The organism is Giesbergeria giesbergeri (assembly GCF_054779375.1).
Genome location: NZ_BAAGYJ010000009.1, coordinates 42,855 through 61,448 on the forward strand (window position 1 = coordinate 42,855; position 18,594 = coordinate 61,448).

The window sequence follows — 18,594 nt, forward strand, 5'->3', positions numbered from 1 at the left end:
CACAGCACCCTGCCCGTACAACGGAGATCCTGATCTTGACCACCCTTTTGCAATTTTTTTCTGTGATCTTGCTGGCACTTGGTCTGTTGGGCTGCAAAGATGCCAACGAACTGCAACTCAACAGCGTCACCACCGCCTCAACGCCCAGCGTCTCTGCCCCGGCCCCAACGGCTACAGAACAAAAAACGGTAGCGTTGGTGATGAAAACACTGACCAACCCCTTCTTCATTGCCATGGAACGGGGTGCGCGCCGTGCCGAACGCCAATTGGGTGTGCAACTCCAAGTCAAGGTGGCCGCCCAAGAAACCTCTATTGAGCAACAAATTCAGATCATCGACGACCTGATCGGTGCAGGCGTCCATGCCATCATCATCGCCCCCGGCGACTCGCAGCGCCTAGTGCCAGTGCTCAAAAAGGCCGCCGATGCAGGCATCAAGCTGGTCAATGTAGACAACCGGCTAGACCCACAGACGGTGCAACAGGCAGGTCTGGCACCTGTTCCGTTTTTAAGTGTGGATAACGAAAAAGGCGCCTATGCTGCTGCACAGGCGCTGGCCCTTCATGCAGCCCCCGACACCCAAGCCATTGTGTTGGAGGGTATTCGCAGTGCCGACAATGCCCGCCAACGCCAGCGTGGCGCCGAACGCGCCCTGGCCGACAACCCAGCAGTGCAGCTGGTGGCCAGCGAGACAGCACACTGGAAAATTGACGAGGGCTATAGCGTCACACAAGAGCTCATGACCCGCCATCCCAAAGTGCAGTTGGTGTATGCCGCCAATGACATGATGGCGCTGGGAGCCATACAGTACCTGCAAGAGCAAGGACGCACCGACGTCAAGGTAGGAGGCTACGACGCCATTGACGAGGCAGTGGCAGCCATTCGCAAAGGCCAGATGAGCGTCACCGTCGACCAACAGGCCGCCGAACAAGGCTTTCAGGGCGTGGTGCTGGCGCAGCGCCTGCTCCAAGGTGAAACCGTGCCGCTGATGACACTCATCGACGCCCGATTGGTCACGGCCTCTACTCTGCACTAATTTGGTAGGGATGGCCGTGCGCTGGAATACCAACATCACCACCCGGCTGGTGGTCTATCTGCTGCTGACCGCTCTTGTGCCGCTGTTACTGTTTGGCAGCAGTGCGTTCTACATGGCCCGCAGCATCGTCATTGAACAAACCACAGCCAACAACCACCGCACGCTGTCTGAAGTGCAGCAGTTTCTGACCCTCTATACCGAACAAATAGAGGACTTGGCGGCCAATATTGCTGGCAATGAGGCCATTGCCAAAGCCTTGTACGAGGTAGATCGCTCTGCCGGAAAAACCTACGACCGGCTCAACACCCAAGCACAGATTGGTTATATCCTGAACCACTTTTTGCGGGCGCGGGGGTTGGTGTCGTTGGATGTGCTGTCGCTGCATGGTCAGCACTTTCATGTTGGCTCCACGCTAGACACCCACGACGTGCCAGCGCAAACCGTTCGGCGCTTGGTGCAAGAAGCCCAAGTTTCTGGGCAAAGCACCTACTGGCGTGGCATGGACGATGGTGCCAATTTGGGACTGACCTCCAACAAGGTCTATACGCTGATCCGGCCCATCAGCCATTACAACGAAAAAGCCCATGTGCACTCGGTGGTTGGTGTGCTGGTCATCAGCCTCAACGATGCCATCTTTCAAAGTTACCGGGGCCAAGACCCTCACCAAATCCGCCTGATGGCTGTAGATCGGGATGGCCGCTTCATACACCACCCCGAGCGCAACCACTTTGGTCAACCTGCAGCCCCCGGCTTGCTGCGCCTGCTGCACCAAAACCCGACTGATCAACGCCTGGTGCTGGATGGACAAAAAGTATTGCTGTCGTCCATGCCACTACCCAAAATTGGGGGGTATCTACTGCTCACCACCCCGGTAAAACAGCAAACCTCCCAAGAGATGCGTCTGGCCCTGTTGGCGCTGTCGTTGTTGCTGGTGTGCCTGACTGTGATGGCGCTGTTGGTGCGCCACCATGCACGGCAAGTGGTCATGCCCCTGCGGGCCGTGGCGCAAAGCTTCCAGCGGCTGAGCCAAACCCCAGAGGCCACACACACCCCTTTGCCCCTGCCTGCGGTACGCGATGAGATTGCCGACCTGGTCTCAGGCTTCAATGCCTATTTGCAAACCATCCAAGACCAACGCGATGCCGCTGATGCACTGCGCCGCACACAACAGGAAGTGCTAGACAATGCACAAACCCTGCGCACCGCCATTGAGGCCATTGACGAAGCCTTTGTACTGTTCGACCACCACGACCGTTTGGTCTTTTGCAACGACAAATACCGCTCCCTCATCCCCGGCAATCAACACATCAACCCCCAAGGCAAAACCTTTGAGGCACTGCTGCGCGCCCGCATAGAGGCTGGGCAATATGCCGAACTCTTGCATGCACCGCCAGAGCAACAAGAGGCATGGATTCGCCACCGCATGAACATCCACCACAGCGGCCAAGGGGTGATAGAACAAAAGCTGCAAGACGGACGCTGGCTGCGCATTGTGGATCGCAAAACCCCGGCAGGCTATACCGTAGGCTTTAGGGTAGACATCTCCCACATCAAACAAATGCAGGAGGCCGCCGAGGCGGCCAACCATGCCAAGAGCAATTTTCTGGCCAATATGAGCCACGAAATTCGTACGCCGATGAACGCCATCATCGGCATGACGGCGCTGGTGCTCGACTCCACACTGACACCCCGTCAGCGCGACTACCTGGGCAAGGTACACAACTCAGCACGAGCCTTGTTGCAACTGCTCAATGACATTTTGGACTACTCCAAAATTGAGGCCGGGCGACTAGAACTGGAGCAGCTGCCGTTTGAACTGGCAGGCGTACTGCAACAGGTCAGTGATATGTTTGCCCACCAACTCGACGAGAAGCACCTGAACTGGCAAATGGTGCTTGACCCACGTCTGCCACGCTACCTTGTGGGCGATGCCTTGCGTTTGGGGCAGATTCTCATCAACTTGGTGGGCAATGCCATCAAATTTACCGAACGGGGCAGCGTGCAAGTGCAACTCACGTTGCACACAGAAACTGACCATACCGTGACGCTCCAGGGCAGCGTATCCGACACCGGCATTGGCATGACGCCAGAGCAGGTAGCGCGGTTGTTTGCTGCCTTCACCCAGGCCGACAGCTCCATCACACGCAAATACGGCGGCACGGGGTTGGGCCTGTCCATCGTGCAACAACTCGCCCATTTGATGCATGGCAACGTACAAGTGCAAAGCCACGCCGGCCAAGGCAGCACCTTCCGCTTTGAGGTGACCCTGGCACGGGCCAGCGAAGAGGCCCTGCCCCACACTGCCGATGCCCTGGCCCAAGCAACCTGGACATTGCAGACAGCACCGTTACACCACAAACAAGTGCTGGTGGTCAGCCCCCCAGATGCGCCCTGTGCCGACATCCAGGACATGTTGACGCACATGGGGATGAGCGTGAGTACCGCAGGCAACCCCACCGATGCCATTGCCACCGCACAACACAGCCCACTGGCAGCCATTGTGGTGGATTTGCGCCTGCCTGGCATGGATGGGTTCTGCCTTACCCAACAGCTGTACACCACACTGGGCGCACAATGCCCGCCCATCATTGCACTGGCAGCACAGGCCAGCCACCCCCCAGCCACCCCACAGAACCTGACCACAGGCATAGTGGCACAGCTTGATCCCCCCTGGGCCGCAGAACAGTTGCGAGACACCTTGTTGCACTGGATTGCGCCCATCACCCACACCGCACCAGACGAAACCACCTGCGTTGCCAGACAACTGCCTGTGGCCCCGCCTTTGGACTACGCTCTGCTACAACAACGCATAGCGCAACTGGAGCCACTGCTCAGCGCCAACCGGCTGGCGGCCAAACGCATGACCGAAGACATCGAACTGCTGTTACAAAACACTACACTGGCCCCGGCCTTTGCGCCTGTCAGCATAGCCGTGCGGCGCTTGCAATTCAAACCTGCACTAGAGGCCTTGTGGGTGTTTGCATCCCACCTGCCCAGCCATTCACCACTGGCAACACCCCAGATACAAGAGACACCGCCATGCCCAGCCCACGCGCCCAAGTCCTGATTGTGGACGATCAACCTGAAAACATCGAAGTCCTGGGTGAAACGCTGGCCGACATCTGCGAAATCGGTTTTGCACTGTCTGGGCCAGAAGGTTTGACGCAGGTGGCCGAGCATCGGCCCGACCTGATTTTGCTCGACGTGATGATGCCAGACATGAACGGCTACGAAGTGCTGGAAATACTGCAACGCGACCCCAACACCCGCGAGGTGCCCGTGATCTTCGTCACGGCCCGCATCGATGCCGACAGCGAAACACGGGGTATCGAGGCAGGGGCGGTGGACTTCATCCACAAGCCCATCAATCCACAGGTAGTCAAGGCCAGGGTCTCGGCCCATCTAGAGCGGGCGCAGCAACGTGCAGCCCTGGCCGAGCTCAACCAGCAACTGCAAGACTCGCTGGCCCAAATCAAGGCGGCGCAAAGCCGGTTGTTGGTACTCTCAACGGCCATTGAGCAAAGTCCACTCACGGTGATGGTGACCGACTTGGATGGCCATATCGAGTACGTCAACCCCTACTTCACCCAGCTCACGGGCTATACCTTTGATGAGGTTCATGGCCGCAAGCCCTCTATGCTGAAGTCGGGCCTGACCGACCCCACCATCTACCGAGATCTGTGGATACAACTCTCCCAAGGGCAATGCTGGGTCGGAGAAATCATCAACCGCACCAAAGCCGGTGACACCTATGTGGAAGAAACCCACATCGCTCCAGTGGTCGATGCTGAAGGCCAGCGCCAACACTATGTCGCCATCAAACTCGACATCACAGAACGCAAACATGCCCAGCAAAAACTCGACCATCTGGCCCACTACGACATTCTGACCAATCTGCCCAACCGCAGTCTGTTTTTGGATCGCGCCGAGCGCGGCTTGGCTCTGGCCAAACGCCATGACCGCCCACTGGCTTTGCTGTTCATCGATCTGGACAAGTTCAAACCCATCAACGACACCTGGGGCCATGCTGTTGGCGATGTGGTGTTGCAAGAAGTGGCACGGCGCATGCAAGCCTGTGTGCGCGAATCCGATACGGTCAGCCGCGTAGGGGGCGATGAGTTTGTGGTGCTGCTGCTCAATCTCAACACTCCCGCCGATGCCCTGATGGTGGCAGAAAAAATCCGTGTCGCCCTGAACGAACCCATGCTGATCGATGACAAAACCCTGTCCATTTCTTCATGCATCGGTGTGGCCCTCTACCCAGAACACGGCCAAACGCAAATGGAACTGTCACGCCATGCCGATGCCGCGATGTACCAAGCCAAAGAACGGGGCCGCGACCGGGTGGTACTGTTTGACGCCACCATGAGCTCTGCATAGCGCCACTGCCCAATATTCAATTTTTTTCAATTGAAACATCAATTCAATTGGAACTAAAAGAATTTGGTGGTTCTTACACTGACACGTGTTCCACAACGCAACCGCCTCTGGCCGTTGCCGGAACCCCCTCAGATGCAAGCGACCACCATGCCAGATCACCGCCCACCCCATACCCCTGCCGACAGCACACCCGCCAGCCGCTACAACACCACAGCCATAGCCCTGCACTGGGTGCTCGGCGGTGCCTTGGTGGCCGTGTTTGCCATCGGCATTTACATGGCCGACCTGCCGTTTTCTCCCCAACGCCTGCAACTCTACAACTGGCATAAATGGGCAGGCGTAGGCATCTTGCTGCTGTCGGCGCTGCGGTTGGCTTGGCGCCTAACGCACCGCCCTCCAGCCTTGCCCGCATCCATGCAGGCAGCCATGCCCGCATGGCAAAAGGCAGCCCACCACGGCACCCACCATGCCTTGTATTTGCTGTTCTTTGCCGTTCCTCTGCTAGGTTGGGCTTACAGCTCCGCCGCCGGGTTTCCTATCGTTTTTCTGGGGATGCTGCCCCTGCCCGACTTTGTACCCGTCAGCCCAGCCTTGGCAGAGTGGCTCAAACCACTGCACAAGTTATCCGCCTTCGGGATGGCGGCGCTAGTGCTGGTGCATGTGGCAGCGGCCCTGAAACACCAATTCATTGATCGCGACCAGTTGCTGCTCCGCATGTGGCCTGGTCAACACTGAACTTTCCTTCACTGATCGCGCTCAGACCCCCTTTCTTCTCCAATACCACCATGAAACCCACTTCTTTTCTTTCTGCCCTGCTGTTGGGTAGCACCGCCTTGCTCATGGGCACCCCCGCCAGCGCACAACAAGCCTTGGTGCCCGCACAAAGCAGCATCGGCTTCACCGCCAAACAAATGGGCGTGCCACTGCAAGGACATTTCAAAAAATTCACGGCCCAAGTCGTCTTCGATCCCACCAAGCTGGCAAGCAGCAAAATCAGCTTTAGCGTAGATACCGGCAGTGCCACGCTCGGCTCTCGGGAAACCGATGCCGAACTGCCCAAGGCGGTATGGTTCAACGTGCCGCAGTTTCCGCAAGCCACATTTGAATCCAGCAGCATCAAGGCACTGGGCGCAGGCAAGTTTGAAGTGCTTGGCAAGCTCAACATCAAAGGTACCGTCCGCGATGTGGTAGTGCCCGTCGCCCTGACCCAAAACGGTGCTGCCACCACGGCCACCGGCACGCTGGCCCTCAAGCGTCTGGCCTACAAGATCGGCGAAAACGAATGGGCCGACACCTCTATGGTGGCCGACGATGTGCAAGTCCAATTCAAGCTCGCGCTGACTGGCGTGGGCAAACTTTGATTTCTTCAACCCTGTTTTCTTACTTTTTTTAGGAGCCTTTCATGCGCAAATCCCTCTTTACTCTGGCTGCTGTAGCCACCTTGGCCGCTGGTGCTGTGCAAGCGGCACCCGCCGACTACGCTATCGACCCCACACACACCTTTGCCACCTTCGAGATCAGCCACTTCGGTGCCTCGGTCAACCGTGGCCGCTTTGACAAGAAAGAAGGCTCGGTGCAGTTTGACCGTGCAGGCAAGACCGGCAAGGTAGACATCACCTTCGATATCGCCTCGATCAACACGGGCACTGCGGCTTTTGACAAGCATCTGCAAAGCGCCGACATCTTTGATGTGGCCAAGCACCCCACCGCCAAGTTTGTCTCCGACAAGTTCCATTTCGACGGCGACAAAGTCACCGCAGTGGATGGCAAACTGACGCTGTTGGGCAAAACCCAGCCTGTCACCCTCAAGGCCCACCAATTTGCTTGCTACAACAACCCCATGCTCAAGCGCGAAGTGTGCGGCGGCGATTTTGAAGCCACCATTGACCGCACAGCCTTTGGTCTGAACTATGGCGTGGACTGGGGCTTCCCGAAGAATGTGCGCTTGGTCGTACAAGTAGAAGCCGTGAAGCAATAAAACCGGCTCACTCACGCTAGGGTTCGGGTTGGCCTGCGCAGCACTGGTGCAGGTAGCCCGAACCTTTTTGCACTCTGCGTTGTATGGTTTAGAACCGTGCCGAGCAACAAAAAGCCTCTTAAATTGAGAATTTAAGAGGCTTTTGTGTTTGGTGGGTGATACATGGATCGAACATGTGACCCCTGCCGTGTGAAGGCAGTGCTCTACCGCTGAGCTAATCACCCAATGGCTTTGATTCAAAAAACCAAAGCCGCAAATTGTGGTGGGTGATACATGGATCGAACATGTGACCCCTGCCGTGTGAAGGCAGTGCTCTACCGCTGAGCTAATCACCCGTGTCTTAATGACAAGACTGCTATTATGGCACAGTTTTTTGCTGTTTTACATTGCCCGCCACACTGTCTTGCCACCGCTGGCCTTGTCAATCTGGGCCAGCACAGCCTCATGGGCCTCTATTTCCTGTGCTGTGGCTTGCAACACCGGCAGATCAATACCGCGCAAATCCAAGCCCGGCACCTGTACGGCGCCCCCCAACTGGGCATCGTCCTCAGCAATCAACAACGCATCTTGGCCACGGGTCAGGTTGATATAAACATCGGCCAGCAACTCCGCATCCAACAGCGCACCGTGCAAGGTGCGCCCAGAGTTGTCCACGCCCAAGCGGTCGCACAAGGCATCGAGCGAATTGCGCTTGCCAGGGTACATCTCCTTGGCCATGACCAGCGTGTCGGTGATCTCGCCCACAAAATGGCTCAGGGGCGGGCGGCCCGTGCGTTCCAGCTCTTTGTTCAGAAAGCCTATATCAAACGGCGCGTTGTGGATGATGAGCTGGGCACCTTGCAAATAGTCCAGCAACTCTTCCACCACCGCCTCAAACTTGGGTTTGTCTTGCAGAAACTCGTTGCTGATACCGTGGATACGCAGCGCATCTGGGTGGCTGTCGCGCCCAGGGTTGAGATAGAAATGCTTGTTGCGCCCTGTCAACTTGCGGGCCACCAGCTCTACACAACCGATTTCAATGATGCGGTCGCCGTTGTCTGCCGACAGCCCTGTGGTTTCGGTATCGAGAATAATCTGGCGCAACATGTCAGTGGTTTTCTCGGGCGTGATTGATGGTGTATTTGGGAATTTCCACCGTCAGATTGTGCGCACCGACAATGGCCTGGCAGCTCAAGCGCGATTGCGGCTCCAAGCCCCAAGCCCGATCAAGCAGGTCTTCTTCTTCCTCTTCTGCCGCATTGAGCGAGGCATAGCCTTCGCGCACGATGACGTGGCAGGTGGTGCAGGCACAGCTCATGTCACAAGCGTGCTCAATGGCGATGTGGTTTTCTAGCAAAGCTTCACAAATCGAGGTGCCAGCGGGGGCCGTGATCTCGGTGCCTTGAGGGCAGAGCTCAGGGTGGGGCAAAATTTTAATGACGGGCATAGCGTGTCGGGGTAGTGGTTTTACAGACTTTGGACATTTTTGCCGGCCAGCGCCTGGCGGATACCTTGGTTCATGCGCTGGGCGGCAAAACCTTCGGTGCCTTTAGCCAATGCTTGGGTGGCAGCCTCAATGGCAGCAGCATCGTCGCTGCCCTTTTGCTGGCGCAGGGCATCCATCAGGGCGTCAATCGCGGTGCGCTCATCACTACCGAGCAACGCACCGTCGATATCTAAGGCACTTTGTGTCGCCAGCAACATCCGGTCGGCATCCACGCGGGCCTCTACCAACGCACGCGCTTGCATATCTTGGGCTGCCGTGGCAAAGCCGTCTTGCAACATTTTGGCAATCTGCTCATCGCTCAGGCCATAAGAAGGCTTGACATCGATATGGGCCTCGACACCACTGATTTGCTCTTTGGCACTGACCGACAACAGGCCATCGGCATCCACGGTAAAAGTGACACGGATACGCGCCGCCCCAGCCGCCATCGGTGGAATGCCGCGCAACTCAAACCGGGCCAAACTGCGGCAGTCTTGCACCAAATCGCGCTCGCCTTGCACCACATGCAGCGCCAGCGCGGTCTGACCATCTTTGTAGGTGGTGAAGTCTTGCGCCTTGGCCGTGGGAATGGTTTCGTTGCGCGAAACGATGCGCTCCACCAAGCCCCCCATCGTCTCAATACCCAAAGAGAGCGGAATCACATCCAGCAGCAACAAATCGCCAGCGGTGTTGTTGCCTGCCAATTGATTGGCTTGGATGGCTGCGCCCAAAGCCACCACTTCGTCGGGGTTGAGGTTGGTCAAGGGTGTATGGCCAAAAAACGCACCCACGGCCTGCTGGATGTGCGGCATCCGGGTAGAGCCACCGACCATCACCACGCCTTGCACCTCATCGACCGCCAGTTGGGCATCACGCAAAGCCCGACGCACGGCAGCGAGCGAACGGGCGGTGAGGTGGGCGGTGGCGGCTTCAAAATCGCTGCGCTGCACGGTGCATGCAATGGTGGTTTCAGCCAATGTGGCACTGAACTGCGCCGTCTCGTGGCAGGTCAGGGCTTCTTTACAGGCACGGGCAGCCAAACGGGCTGCCGTTTTGTCGCTCGGGGTGTGCAAAGACACGCCCAAGGGAGCCAACACTGCATCAGCCAGTGCCGCGTCGTAGTCATCACCGCCGAGTGCCGAATCGCCCCCAGTGGCAATGACCTCAAACACGCCTTGCGTCAGGCGCAGAATAGAAATATCAAACGTGCCCCCGCCAAGGTCATAAACGGCATAAACGCCCTCACTGGCGTTGTCCAAGCCATAAGCAATAGCGGCTGCCGTGGGTTCGTTAATCAGACGCAGCAGGTGAATACCAGCCAGTTGGGCTGCATCTTTGGTGGCTTGGCGCTGGGCATCGTCAAAGTAGGCTGGGACAGTGATCACAGCCCCATACAGATCATCGTTGAAGGTGTCTTCAGCACGGTAGCGCAGCGTAGCCAAAATATCGGCACTGATTTCTACAGGCGATTTCACGCCCCCAGCCGTTGCTATATGCACCATGCCGCTGGGCGTGCCTGCCTGCGCACCCACCAATGCGTAGGGTAACTTGTCGGCGTGGGTAATGTCGGCCAACCCTCGCCCCATGAACCGCTTGACCGAAGCAATCGTGTTACTGGCATCGTCGGACTGTGCAGCAGCAGCGGCATAACCAATTTGGCGCTTGCCCCCTTCCAGATAACGCACGATAGAAGGCAGCAGCACCCGGCCCTGATCGTCGGGCAGGCATTCGGCCACGCCATTGCGCACGGCAGCCACCAAAGAGTGGGTAGTGCCCAAGTCAATGCCCACGGCAATGCGCCGCTGGTGGGGATTAGGGGATTGGCCGGGTTCGGAAATCTGCAACAGCGCCATGAATTTTTTCTTCTGTGGGATTGGGAGATGGGGCGTTATTGTCCCAGTTGATCTTGGCGCTGCCCAATATCATGGGCAAAACGCGCAATGAACATGAGGGCTCTGACCTGCTGGGCAGCAGCGGCAAAGTCTTGCTGTGTGTCGATGAGTGCTGCGCAACGCTCTAGCCCCGCTTTTTGTGCTTGGCGCACCTCGCGCTCTAAGGCATCCACTTCTGCCAACGTCTCGGCCTCTTCCAAGGCTTCACGCCATTCCATCTGTTGCATCAGAAAGGCCGCTGGCATTGCGGTGTTGTCTTCGGCACGGATTGGCATGCCATGCAACTCGCACAGGTAGGCAGCGCGGCGCTGCGGGTCTTTGAGGCGCTGATAGGCTTCATTGATGCGCACCGACCACTGCATGGCCACCCGTTGGGCGGCAGCGCCTTGGGCAGCAAAACGGTCGGGGTGGGCTTCGCGTTGCAGCTCTTTCCAGCGGTTGTCAATGGCGTTGCGGTCTTGGGCAAAGCGCCGGGGCAAGCCAAACAGTTCAAAATCGTCAGATTGGAGGTTCATTGGGAAAATCCATAAAAAAACCGCCAGCACGCTGCGCGGTGGCGGTTTTGCAGCCAAAGGCCCACCAGAGAGGCGTTAGACGCGGAAGCTCTCTCCACAACCGCAGCGGTCACGCTCGTTAGGGTTGTTAAAACGAAAGCCCTCGTTCAAACCTTCGCGCACAAAATCGAGCTCAGTACCATCAATGTAGGCCAAGCTTTTGGGGTCAATAATCACCTTGACACCGTGGTTCTCAAACACCAGGTCTTCAGGGGCGATTTCATCGACATATTCGAGCTTATAGGCCAACCCCGAGCAGCCGCTGGTCTTGACGCCCAGACGCACCCCCAGTCCTTGCCCTCGGCGGCTGAGGTAGCGAGTGACATGCCGCGCAGCGGCTTCGGTCAGCGTGATGGCCATGATGTCAGGCTGCCGTGCTGCCGTCGCCACCGTGGCGGGCTTTGTAGTCGTTGACTGCGGCCTTGATGGCGTCTTCGGCCAAAATGGAACAGTGGATTTTGACCGGCGGCAGCGCCAGTTCTTCGGCGATTTGGCTGTTTTTCAGGGCAGCCGCCTCGTCCAACGTTTTGCCCTTCACCCATTCTGTCACCAATGAACTGGACGCAATCGCCGAGCCGCAACCGTAGGTTTTGAAGCGTGCATCTTCAATCACACCGGTGTCGGGGTTGACTTTGATCTGCAACTTCATCACATCGCCACAGGCTGGTGCGCCCACCATGCCGGTGCCCACGGTGTCGTCACCCTTGTCGAACGAACCCACGTTGCGGGGGTTTTCGTAGTGATCAATCACTTTGTCAGAGTAAGCCATGAGGAATTTCCTTGATTAGTGCGCGGCCCATTGGATCGTCGAGAGATCAATGCCGTCTTTGTACATATCCCACAAGGGGCTGAGTTCGCGTAGCCGGGCTACGTTAACGCGAATGGTGTCGATGGCGTAATCGATTTCTGCTTCGGTAGTAAAGCGGCCCAAGGTCATGCGCAAGCTGCTATGGGCCAGCTCATCGCTGCGGCCCAAGGCGCGCAACACATAGCTGGGCTCCAAGCTGGCCGAGGTGCAGGCCGAGCCAGACGAGACCGCCAGCCCCTTGATGCCCATGATGAGCGATTCGCCTTCAACATAGTTGAAGCTGATGTTCAGGTTGTGTGGCACACGGCGCTCTAAATCGCCATTGATGAATACCTGTTCGATGTCTTGCAAGCCCTTGAGCAGGCGCTGTTGTAACGCTTGGGCCTTGGCCGCGTCTTGGGCCATTTCTTCTTTGGCAATGCGGAAGGCCTCGCCCATGCCCACACATTGGTGCGTGGGCAAAGTGCCCGAACGCATACCACGCTCGTGGCCGCCCCCGTGCATTTGTGCCTCTAAGCGCACGCGGGGTTTACGGCGCACATACAGGGCACCGATGCCCTTGGGGCCATAGGTTTTGTGCGAGGCCAAGCTCATCAAATCGACGGGCAGCGTTTGCAGGTCGATCTCGACTTTGCCTGTGGCTTGGGCTGCATCGACGTGGAAGATGATGCCTTTTTCGCGGCACAGGGCACCAATGGCCGGAATGTCTTGGATGACCCCAATTTCGTTGTTCACGAACATCACGCTGATGAGGATGGTGTCGGGACGGATGGCAGCCTTCAGGGCTTCAAAATCCACCAGGCCGTTCTCTTGCACATCCAAATAGGTGACTTCAAAACCTTGGCGCTCCAACTCGCGCATCACATCCAGCACTGCCTTGTGCTCGGTCTTGACCGTAATCAGGTGCTTGCCCTTGCCCTTATAGAACTGGGCCGCCCCCTTGATCGCCAGATTGTTCGATTCGGTGGCACCGCTTGTCCAGACGATTTCACGCGGGTCGGCATGGATAAGGGCTGCGACCTGCTCGCGGGCTTTTTCGACAGCGGCCTCAGCTTCCCAGCCCCAAGCGTGGCTGCGGGAAGCAGGGTTGCCAAAATGCTCACGCAACCAAGGAATCATGGCGTCTACAACGCGCGGATCGACGGGCGTAGTAGCGCCGTAGTCCATGTAAATGGGAAAGTGCGGGGTCATGTCCATGGCTGGCTCAATGAAGGTTCAGGCTGGCAAAGAAGAAAATACAGGCGAAACCAAGCCGACCCCTGTGGGCCAGCTTGCGCATCCAGCAATCAATCAGGACTTGGCGAAAGCGTTGCCCAGCGCAAACACCGAGTTGGGCGCATTGACACGAATAGGCTTGACCACTGGCGTGGTGGATATGGCACGGCGCACAGCAGGCTTTTCCTCAACCTGTACGCCCTTAGCCACCTGATCGTCCACCAACTTTTGCAGCGTGACGGCGTCCAAAAACTCCACCATGCGCTGGTTGAGTGCCGACCACAAATCATGGGTCATGCAGCGGCCCGACTCACCCAAGCAATTTTCTTTGCCACCGCATTGAGTGGAATCAATGGGCTCATCTACCGACACGATGATATCGGCCACAGTGATCTCTGTGGCCTTGCGGGCCAAGGTGTAGCCGCCACCGGGGCCACGGGTGGACTCCACCAGCTCATGGCGGCGCAGCTTGCCAAAGAGTTGCTCCAGATACGACAGGGAGATGCGCTGGCGCTGGCTGATGGCAGCCAAAGTAACGGGGCCGTTGTTTTGACGCAAGGCCAGATCAATCATGGCAGTGACCGCAAAACGGCCTTTGGTGGTAAGACGCATGGCAAGCTCCTTTTTCGCTTGTGGGTTCATGAAACAGCCCTCGTAGCGGATCGCGCACTGGACACCGTTTCATCCCCATCGCCTTGCAATGGCTGCAAGACGCTTTCATCGGGGTAGTTGTTGAGTGTTTCGCCCCAGTATAGCACAATTCCCATTAAATTTGTCGGATAAGTAAGTTGGTGGTCATCTACGAGGCGTACAGGCAACACTTACCGCGCAACTCAAGGTTCTGCATCGTCACCGGGGCCACCAAATGCCTGATTTTTGAGGTGGGTCAATTGGTCACGCACCCGTGCCGCTTGCTCAAACTCCAGATTTTTGGCATGACCCAGCATCAGCTTTTCCAATCGCTTGATTTCTTGGGCCACCGCCTTGGGTGACATAGATTCCACTTTGGCACGTTCCAGTGCGGTTTTTGCCAATTTTTCGGCTTCTTTACCCGATTTTTCGCTATACACCCCGTCAATCAGGTCTTTCACCTGCTTGACAATGCTGCGCGGCGTAATTCCCTGCATCGCATTGTGTTGGAGTTGTTTTGCGCGTCGGCGTTCCGTTTCATCGATGGCTTTTTTCATCGAGGCGGTGGTGCGGTCGGCATACAAGATGGCTTTGCCATGCAAATTGCGGGCAGCGCGGCCTATGGTTTGAATCAAACTGCGCTCAGAGCGCAGAAACCCTTCTTTGTCGGCATCCAAAATAGCCACCAAAGACACCTCAGGGATGTCCAGCCCCTCGCGCAGCAAGTTGATGCCCACCAACACATCAAAAGTGCCTAAACGCAGGTCACGGATGATTTCAACCCGCTCCACAGTGTCAATGTCGCTGTGCAGGTAACGTACCTGCACGCCGTTGTCGCTCAAGTAGTCGGTGAGCTGCTCGGCCATGCGCTTGGTCAGGGTGGTAATCAATACGCGCTCTTGACGCTCTACACGCAGGCGGATTTCTTGCAGCACATCATCGACTTGGCTGCTGGCCGGACGCACTTGCACTTCGGGGTCGACCAACCCGGTAGGGCGCACCAGTTGTTCTACCACTTTGCTGGCATGGGTTTTTTCATACTCTGCCGGGGTGGCAGAGACAAAAATCACTTGCCGCATCCGTTGTTCAAACTCTTCCAGCTTGAGTGGGCGGTTGTCCAAAGCACTGGGGAGCCGAAAACCGTATTCAACCAGTGTGGTCTTGCGTGAGCGGTCGCCGTTGTACATGGCCCCCAACTGGCCAACCATCTGGTGACTCTCATCCAGAAACATCAGCGCATCTTTAGGCAAATAATCCGTCAGGGTGCTGGGCGGCTCGCCCGCCGCTGTACCCGACAGGTGGCGCGAGTAGTTCTCAATGCCTTTGCAGTGGCCCACTTCGCTGAGCATTTCCAAATCAAAGCGGGTGCGCTGCTCTAGCCGCTGTGCTTCTACCAGTTTGCCGTCTTGTTGCAGTTGCTGCAAACGCTCGGCCAGTTCGGTTTTGATGGCTTCTATGGCCAGCAAGACCTGATCGCGTGGCGTGACGTAGTGGCTGCCCGGATAGACGGTAAAGCGCGGGATGCTTTGGCGCACCCGTCCGGTGAGCGGGTCAAACAGTTGCAGGCTGTCGATTTGGTCGTCAAACAGCTCTATACGCAAGGCCAATTCAGAGTGCTCGGCAGGAAACACGTCAATCGTGTCGCCCCGTACCCGAAAGTTGCCCCGCGCAAAATCCATATCGTTGCGCTGGTACTGCATACGCACCAGTTGGGCAATGGCATCGCGCTGGCCCAATGTGTCGCCCACCCGCAGCGTCATGACCATGCGGTGGTAGCTCTCAGGGTTGCCAATGCCATAGATGGCCGACACCGTTGCCACAATCACCACATCACGCCGCTCCAACAGACTTTTGGTGCAAGACAGACGCATCTGCTCAATATGCTCATTGATCGCGCTGTCTTTCTCAATAAACAAATCACGCTGCGGCACATACGCCTCGGGCTGGTAGTAGTCGTAATAGCTGACAAAGTATTCGACGGCGTTCTTGGGGAAGAACTCACGAAACTCGCTGTACAACTGCGCGGCCAGCGTTTTATTGGGTGCAAAGACAATGGCCGGTCGCCCCAGTTGGGCAATGACGTTGGCTATCGTGAAGGTTTTGCCCGAGCCAGTCACACCCAGCAGGGTTTGAAAGACCTCGCCATCTTGTACGCCTTCTACCAATTGGGCAATGGCGCTGGGCTGGTCACCCGCAGGGGGATAGGGTTGGTAGAGCGCAAAGGGAGAGCCGGTGAAGCTAACAAAGGAGCCTTGGAGACCTGACATTCAAAAAATCCTCAAACGGTTCGTAGCGCATTCTGCGGGCTGGCAACGCGGCCCTGCTTGCACAGGGCAGATAGATGCAGCACAAACACCTGCCCTATCGGAGTGTCATAGCCGTTTTGTGGCGACCCACAGTAGAATCCGGCGTTTGTTCACCCCTCCACAGGAACGTTCCATGTCTCTGTTCTCCGCCGTCGAAATGGCCCCCCGCGACCCTATCCTGGGTCTGAATGAGCAATTCAACGCCGACACCAACCCCAACAAGGTCAATCTGGGTGTGGGCGTGTATTTCGACGACAACGGCAAGCTGCCACTGCTGCAATGCGTACAAGCGGCTGAAAAAGCCCTGATGGACAAGCCCACAGCCCGTGGCTATCTGCCCATTGACGGTATCGTGGCCTATGACAACGCCGTCAAAGGCTTGGTGTTTGGTGCCGACAGCGAGCCTGTGACATCGGGCCGTGTAGCTACCGTGCAAGCTATCGGCGGTACAGGCGGCCTGAAAATCGGCGCCGACTTCCTGAAAAAGATCAGCCCCGATGCCAAGGTGCTGATCTCCGACCCTAGCTGGGAAAACCACCGTGCGCTGTTCACCAACGCGGGTTTCGTGGTCGACACCTATGCCTACTACGATGCAGACAAACGTGGCGTCAACTTTGACGGCATGCTCGCCAGCCTGAATGCCGCAGCCCCCGGCACCATCATTGTGTTGCACGCCTGCTGCCACAACCCCACCGGCTACGACATCACTTCGGCCCAGTGGGATCAGGTGGTGGAAGTGGTCAAGGCCCGTGGCCTGACCGCCTTCCTAGACATGGCTTATCAAGGCTTTGGCCACGGCATTGCCGAAGATGGTGCTGTCATCCAGAAGTTTGTGGCAGCTGGCCTGTCCTTCTTTGTCTCGACTTCGTTCTCTAAGAGCTTCAGCCTGTACGGCGAGCGCGTGGGTGGCCTGAGCGTGCTGTGCGACAGCAAAGAAGAGGCCGGTCGCGTGCTGAGCCAACTCAAGATCGTCATTCGCACCAACTACTCCAACCCACCCACCCACGGCGGTGCTGTGGTGGCAGCCGTGCTGGGCAACCCCGAACTTCGTGCCCTGTGGGAAAAGGAACTGGGTGAAATGCGCGTGCGCATCAAAGCCATGCGCCAAACATTGGTCGATGGCCTCAAAGCAGCTGGTGTGCAGCAAGACATGTCGTTCATGACCCAGCAAATCGGTATGTTCAGTTACTCCGGCCTGAGCAAAGACCAAATGGTGCGCCTACGCAGCGAGTTTGGTGTGTATGGCACCGATACTGGTCGTATTTGCGTGGCCGCGCTCAACAGCAAGAATATCGACTACGTCTGCCAAGCCATCGCCAAGGTGATTGCAGGCTGATTGCCGTTGTTTCTTTAAAAAAAGCCGCTCCAGTTGGAGCGGCTTTTTGCCTTTGGGTACAAGCTCAGATTTCTTGGGCCAGCGTGTAAGGCAAGGGCTGTAAGGCCAATGCCGTGCCATCGCTGACGCCCACTTGCAAGCCCCCTTGGGCTGCTGCAGCCACTTGCAGCGATACCAGCGCATCCCAGCCACCTGTGGGGGCTGGGGCAGCCTGCACCACAATGCCACAAGGCTGCTCGGTATCACTGGCCACAAACACCTCGGCGCCCACGGCCATCTCTGCCGCTGCATGGGCCAAATAGGCCCGGCGTTTGAGTGTGCCCCGAAACTGGCTACGTGCCACTACTTCTTGGCCGGGGTAGCAGCCTTTCTTGAAATTGACGCCGCCCACCGATTCGTAATTGAGCATTTGTGGCACAAACTTATCCACCAAAGGCGCACTCAGGGTCGCAATGCCACTGCGCACTTCACCCCAAGCCCACAAATCGGGGGCCAACGCTGGGCCTATTGGAGCGGGTGTGCCAGCAGGCGCTACCAGCAACGCACGGGGCTGATCTTCGGCAGGATAGAGGTGTATCCAACTGCTATCGCCTTGGTCCATCTTGCCCCAAGGTGCTTGTACGCCACCTGCCAGCGCAGCCACACTGGCTCCGGCCACACCATACAAGGCAAATTCTTCCGATGCATCGCTCAGCTTGGCTTTGGCCCGCAGCACAAACATGCTCAGGCGCTTGAGGGTAGGGGCCAGCAAATCACGGCTGCATACCAACAGCACCTCGGTGGCGCTGCGTTTGAAACCAATCAAACTGGCCTGCATACGGCCTTGGGCCGACAAAAAGGCCGTAAGGCGGGCCTGCTCCATACCCAAGAGGGCAAAATCGTTGGTCAATTGGCCGTGCAGAAACTTGACGGCATCATCACCTTGGGCGCGAATGACGCCCAGGTGACTGAGAGGGGTGATTCCATTCAGGTGAGAGGTCATGTGCTGAATTATGA

The 18,594-nt window shown here is 57.3% G+C and carries 17 protein-coding genes and 2 tRNA genes; 7 read left to right on the plus strand and 12 right to left on the minus strand.

Annotation, left to right across the window (positions count from 1 at the left end; genetic code table 11):
• Positions 1 to 35: 35 nt before the first annotated feature.
• The 6 genes from ACYVB2_RS12950 (at position 36) to ACYVB2_RS12975 (ending at position 7,392) form a co-directional block, all read left to right on the plus strand.
• Positions 36 to 1,034: a substrate-binding domain-containing protein gene (locus tag ACYVB2_RS12950; protein WP_382433667.1), complete on the plus strand. Its 999-nt coding sequence runs from the start codon at positions 36 to 38 to the stop codon at positions 1,032 to 1,034.
• Between the two features lie 16 nt (positions 1,035 to 1,050).
• Positions 1,051 to 4,101: an ATP-binding protein gene (locus ACYVB2_RS12955; RefSeq protein WP_382433665.1), complete on the plus strand. Its 3,051-nt coding sequence runs from the start codon at positions 1,051 to 1,053 to the stop codon at positions 4,099 to 4,101.
• Positions 4,074 to 5,414 carry a diguanylate cyclase gene (locus tag ACYVB2_RS12960; RefSeq protein WP_382433663.1) on the plus strand — a complete coding sequence of 447 codons (1,341 nt, stop codon included), beginning with the start codon at positions 4,074 to 4,076 and terminating at the stop codon, positions 5,412 to 5,414. The genes ACYVB2_RS12955 and ACYVB2_RS12960 overlap by 28 nt, the downstream gene beginning before the upstream one ends.
• A 147-nt stretch (positions 5,415 to 5,561) precedes the next feature.
• Positions 5,562 to 6,149, plus strand: a complete 588-nt coding sequence (locus ACYVB2_RS12965) for a cytochrome b (protein ID WP_382433661.1) — start codon at positions 5,562 to 5,564, stop codon at positions 6,147 to 6,149.
• A gap of 50 nt (positions 6,150 to 6,199) precedes the next feature.
• On the plus strand, positions 6,200 to 6,775 hold the full coding sequence (locus ACYVB2_RS12970; RefSeq protein WP_382433659.1) for a YceI family protein: 576 nt from the start codon (positions 6,200 to 6,202) through the stop codon (positions 6,773 to 6,775).
• 41 nt (positions 6,776 to 6,816) lie between these two features.
• Entirely contained in the window at positions 6,817 to 7,392 is a 576-nt protein-coding gene (locus ACYVB2_RS12975) for a YceI family protein (RefSeq protein WP_382433657.1), read from the plus strand.
• Positions 7,393 to 7,541: 149 nt separating this feature from the next.
• On the opposite strand, the gene ACYVB2_RS12980 is transcribed toward ACYVB2_RS12975, so the two are convergent.
• The 11 genes from ACYVB2_RS12980 to uvrB form a co-directional block, all read right to left on the minus strand.
• Positions 7,542 to 7,616, minus strand: a tRNA-Val gene (locus ACYVB2_RS12980).
• A 36-nt stretch (positions 7,617 to 7,652) separates the two neighbouring features.
• Positions 7,653 to 7,727: transfer RNA gene (locus tag ACYVB2_RS12985), tRNA-Val, on the minus strand.
• 46 nt (positions 7,728 to 7,773) lie between these two features.
• Positions 7,774 to 8,478 carry a DNA polymerase III subunit epsilon gene (gene dnaQ / locus ACYVB2_RS12990; RefSeq protein ID WP_382433655.1) on the minus strand — a complete coding sequence of 235 codons (705 nt, stop codon included), beginning with the start codon at positions 8,476 to 8,478 and terminating at the stop codon, positions 7,774 to 7,776.
• A gap of 1 nt (position 8,479) precedes the next feature.
• On the minus strand, positions 8,480 to 8,818 hold the full coding sequence (gene fdx / locus ACYVB2_RS12995) for an ISC system 2Fe-2S type ferredoxin (RefSeq protein WP_382433653.1): 339 nt from the start codon (positions 8,816 to 8,818) through the stop codon (positions 8,480 to 8,482).
• A 20-nt stretch (positions 8,819 to 8,838) separates the two neighbouring features.
• Positions 8,839 to 10,710: a Fe-S protein assembly chaperone HscA gene (gene hscA / locus ACYVB2_RS13000; RefSeq protein WP_382433651.1), complete on the minus strand. Its 1,872-nt coding sequence runs from the start codon at positions 10,708 to 10,710 to the stop codon at positions 8,839 to 8,841.
• Positions 10,711 to 10,745: 35 nt separating this feature from the next.
• Complete coding sequence (hscB, locus tag ACYVB2_RS13005) at positions 10,746 to 11,264, minus strand: Fe-S protein assembly co-chaperone HscB (protein WP_382433649.1); 519 nt, start codon at positions 11,262 to 11,264, stop codon at positions 10,746 to 10,748.
• Between the two features lie 75 nt (positions 11,265 to 11,339).
• Positions 11,340 to 11,663 (minus strand): iron-sulfur cluster assembly protein IscA, encoded by a 324-nt coding sequence (iscA, locus tag ACYVB2_RS13010; RefSeq protein ID WP_382433647.1) that lies wholly within the window; start codon positions 11,661 to 11,663, stop codon positions 11,340 to 11,342.
• A 4-nt stretch (positions 11,664 to 11,667) separates the two neighbouring features.
• A complete protein-coding gene (gene iscU / locus ACYVB2_RS13015) occupies positions 11,668 to 12,072 on the minus strand; it encodes a Fe-S cluster assembly scaffold IscU (protein WP_382433645.1) in 405 nt (134 codons plus the stop codon).
• A gap of 15 nt (positions 12,073 to 12,087) precedes the next feature.
• The gene (locus ACYVB2_RS13020) at positions 12,088 to 13,308 is read right to left on the minus strand and encodes an IscS subfamily cysteine desulfurase (RefSeq protein WP_382433643.1); all 1,221 of its coding nucleotides are present in this window, start codon (positions 13,306 to 13,308) and stop codon (positions 12,088 to 12,090) included.
• Between the two features lie 93 nt (positions 13,309 to 13,401).
• Positions 13,402 to 13,938 (minus strand): Fe-S cluster assembly transcriptional regulator IscR, encoded by a 537-nt coding sequence (gene iscR, locus ACYVB2_RS13025; protein ID WP_460536865.1) that lies wholly within the window; start codon positions 13,936 to 13,938, stop codon positions 13,402 to 13,404.
• 221 nt (positions 13,939 to 14,159) lie between these two features.
• Positions 14,160 to 16,223: an excinuclease ABC subunit UvrB gene (uvrB, locus tag ACYVB2_RS13030; RefSeq protein ID WP_382433639.1), complete on the minus strand. Its 2,064-nt coding sequence runs from the start codon at positions 16,221 to 16,223 to the stop codon at positions 14,160 to 14,162.
• Positions 16,224 to 16,395: 172 nt separating this feature from the next.
• On the opposite strand from uvrB, the gene ACYVB2_RS13035 reads away from it, so the two are divergent.
• Complete coding sequence (locus ACYVB2_RS13035; protein ID WP_382433637.1) at positions 16,396 to 17,598, plus strand: amino acid aminotransferase; 1,203 nt, start codon at positions 16,396 to 16,398, stop codon at positions 17,596 to 17,598.
• A 64-nt stretch (positions 17,599 to 17,662) separates the two neighbouring features.
• On the opposite strand, the gene ygfZ is transcribed toward ACYVB2_RS13035, so the two are convergent.
• Positions 17,663 to 18,580 carry a CAF17-like 4Fe-4S cluster assembly/insertion protein YgfZ gene (gene ygfZ / locus ACYVB2_RS13040; RefSeq protein ID WP_382433635.1) on the minus strand — a complete coding sequence of 306 codons (918 nt, stop codon included), beginning with the start codon at positions 18,578 to 18,580 and terminating at the stop codon, positions 17,663 to 17,665.
• Between the last annotated feature and the right edge of the window lie 14 nt (positions 18,581 to 18,594).